The organism is Acidocella sp. (genome assembly GCF_028687955.1).
Lineage (GTDB): Bacteria > Pseudomonadota > Alphaproteobacteria > Acetobacterales > Acetobacteraceae > Acidocella.
Genome location: NZ_JAQTZC010000121.1, coordinates 1 through 2,735, shown reverse-complemented (window position 1 = coordinate 2,735; position 2,735 = coordinate 1). Strand labels below are relative to the sequence as shown.

Annotated in this window: 4 protein-coding genes; 1 reads left to right on the top strand and 3 read right to left on the bottom strand. The window is 63.1% G+C overall.

Going from position 1 to position 2,735, the window contains the following annotated elements:
- Positions 1-229: 229 nt before the first annotated feature.
- Together PHE40_RS10930 and PHE40_RS10925 are read right to left on the bottom strand one after the other, a co-directional pair.
- The gene (locus tag PHE40_RS10930; RefSeq protein ID WP_299961674.1) at positions 230-1,318 is read right to left on the bottom strand and encodes a GSCFA domain-containing protein; all 1,089 of its coding nucleotides are present in this window, start codon (positions 1,316-1,318) and stop codon (positions 230-232) included.
- Positions 1,315-2,049 (bottom strand): hypothetical protein, encoded by a 735-nt coding sequence (locus PHE40_RS10925; RefSeq protein ID WP_299961673.1) that lies wholly within the window; start codon positions 2,047-2,049, stop codon positions 1,315-1,317. The genes PHE40_RS10930 and PHE40_RS10925 overlap by 4 nt, the downstream gene beginning before the upstream one ends.
- A 136-nt stretch (positions 2,050-2,185) precedes the next feature.
- Here PHE40_RS10925 and PHE40_RS10920 point away from each other — a divergent pair, with 136 nt between their 5' ends.
- Positions 2,186-2,548 carry a hypothetical protein gene (locus tag PHE40_RS10920; protein WP_299961671.1) on the top strand — a complete coding sequence of 121 codons (363 nt, stop codon included), beginning with the start codon at positions 2,186-2,188 and terminating at the stop codon, positions 2,546-2,548.
- 61 nt (positions 2,549-2,609) lie between these two features.
- Here the strand turns inward: PHE40_RS10920 and PHE40_RS10915 are convergent.
- Positions 2,610-2,735, bottom strand: a 126-nt coding sequence (locus PHE40_RS10915) for a hypothetical protein (protein WP_299961676.1), incomplete at its 5' end; no start/stop codon positions are given.

The window sequence follows — 2,735 nt, the reverse complement described above, 5'->3', positions numbered from 1 at the left end:
CCCCTGGGCTTCCAGAGGTTCCACGATCAGCTCAGCGATGCGGCCCTCAAGGCCGGTATGGTTCGGGCGGTTGGCGGTCATTCAGGCAAAAATCCAACAAAAAAGGCGGCCGGTTAGGGCCACCCTGGAAAACTCGGGTTTTGTTTTTTGCCGTCATACGCCGATACCGCGCTGGCGGCAAGGAGTTTCTCGCAGCGGCACCGGATCTCATGGCAAACGGCGCAAAACCTCACCCCGGGTCCAGGGCCACCTCGTCGCAATGCACCCGCATCAAATCCTCCATCTGGTGCATATACGCCTCGCTGCGCGTCCCGGGCGGGGGCGTTTCGGGCGGTGGCGCCTCGGGCGGGGGCGCCACCACGATATTCGCGTAACAGCGCGCGAACACCCGCATCACATGCGCCACGCCCACCCCGGTCACGCTGCGCCGGTCCCCGGCAAAATAGCTCCCGCCATCAAACCGGCCCGTGATAATCTCATAGGACGGGAAATACGCCACCCCCGGCCGCCCCTGCGCCACCATCTCCGCCGCCACGCGCAGCACGGATTTGGAGTAAATCGTCGCGGCCAGCACATGCGTATCCGCCCGCGCCGTCGCCACCAGCGGCACCGGCGAAACGGTGAGAATCACCCGGCAGCCATGGTTGACGCCGCGCAGCTCATCGATGAAACAGTTCAAATCCTCCACGACCTCCGCCACGGTGAAATTGTGGAATTCATGCCGCGCCGCGTCGAACGTCCCGCCCGCAACCCCAGGACAGAGCGGAAAAACCGCCCCATCCGCCCGCGAGCGCCACGCTTCGGTAAGCCCCAGGGTGAACACCAACACATCCAGCGTCTCGAACGCCCGGCGCAACGCGGCAAAATGGCGCGCCCTGTCGATCTCGAACTCACGCCTGGACAAAAACCCACCCGGCTGGATCTGCGGCCTGAACGGATCAATAAACTGCCCGTCCGTCTCCCAGACATCCTCGGCGGGGCTGAAATTGCCATAAGCACGGCGGAAAAGCTGCAAGAGCTGCCGCGCCGTATAAATATTGCCGGTGCGCGCGCTGAACACAGCATAGTTGAAGCTGTGCGCCAACGCCGCCGAAGCAAGCGGATGCGCCGCCTCGGCAACGAGAAAATTGAACTGGATCGCCCGCAGCATCGGCCCGATGTGCTGGGCGAAACAGCTCCCGGCGGCAAAAACAGCATCCCCCGGCGCAATCATGAACGGCGCCTGCACCGCCGGATCAACCGCGCCCGGCGCCACCTGCGCCACGGCGCGCCGCCAGAAGGCGTGGTCAGGCAGATTCTGATACGGATTACCGCTCATCGCGCCGGCTCGCCCAAGCTCGCCGCCAGTTTTTCCAGTACATGCGCGCCATAAACCGGGTTGCCATGCGTCGGGTCCGGGTTCCACCCGGCCTCAACCATCATGCCCTGAGCATCCTGCATCTCCGCCGGCACGCCAAGGAACGCAACGCCCAGCCGCGCGCACGCCTCCCGGTACAGCGCCGAATGCAGCCGCCAGAGCTTGTAGCGCAGCAGCGCCGGAGAGACGCCGTATGCCACGATCATATCCTTGAAAATCCCCGGATAGGTTCGGATATGCGCCGCCGAGGGCACCGGCGGGGGAGATTCGATATGAACAAGCCGCCCCGGCACCGCCGCCCGGTACGCCGCCAACACCGCCAGATGCGGCGCAACGCGGCGGGCAAGCTCACCGCGCAACAGCCCGGCGGGCAGAATTTCGCACATCTCGTCCACGGGCAGTTCCGGCGCTTCCGGCAGCACGAAGTCAAAACGCTGCGGATGGTTCAACATGCCGATGATCGAATGGTCATTCCCGCCGAGCACCGAAACATGCACCTCGGCCGCCGCCGCGCGCAGCTCCCCCAGGAGCGCCGGGCACAACCCGCCTTCGGCCATCGGCGGCTCAAATTGCGGATCGTTGAGCAGCGCAAAGCGCATCTCCGGTACTTGCGCGCCCGGCACACGCCGCTTATGCGCCGCTTCCAGCGCGCAGGCATGGCTATGTCCCATGACAAAAATTCTACCCGGCATCGTTCCCGCCTGTTGCTCTGCCTTAAAGATGTAGCCGCTTTGCCCTCCAGCACAAAAAACGGAAATTTCCGCGTTGCGCAACCGTGGTAACGGCATAAATAAACCTGTTTATTCAGATGACAAAGGATGATTCGCGATGAAGCCACCGATCGGCCGGGACACCAAACTCTGCATGTCGCTCTCAGCCCGCCCGGGCAATTTCAGCCCGCGCTTCCAAAATCATTTATACGAGGCGCCACGGCTGGATTCCGTCTACAAATCCTTCACCACCCAAAACCTCCCCGCGGCCATTGGCGGCATCCGCGCCCTGAGCATTCGCGGTGGCACCATTTCCATGCCCTTCAAGGAAGCCGTGATTCCGCCCATCGACACGCTGGAAGCCCCGGTCGCGCCATTTCTCATCAACACGAGCCCGCTTGGCATGGCCGGGGCGGACGAGGCGGTGCTGGCCTTCACCCCGGCACAGATCTCCGCCGCCGCCTTCGCCCGCACCGGCTGAACCGTCCGCCAACAAAAAACGGCGCCCGAAAGCGCCGTTTCCTACAAAAAGCCCCGCGAAATTAAGCGGAGTAATACATCTCGAACTCAACCGGGTGCGGCGTGTGCTCGAAGCGGTACACTTCCTTCCACTTGATCTCTATGTAGCTCTCAATCTGCTCCTTGCTGAACACATCGCCCTGCAACAG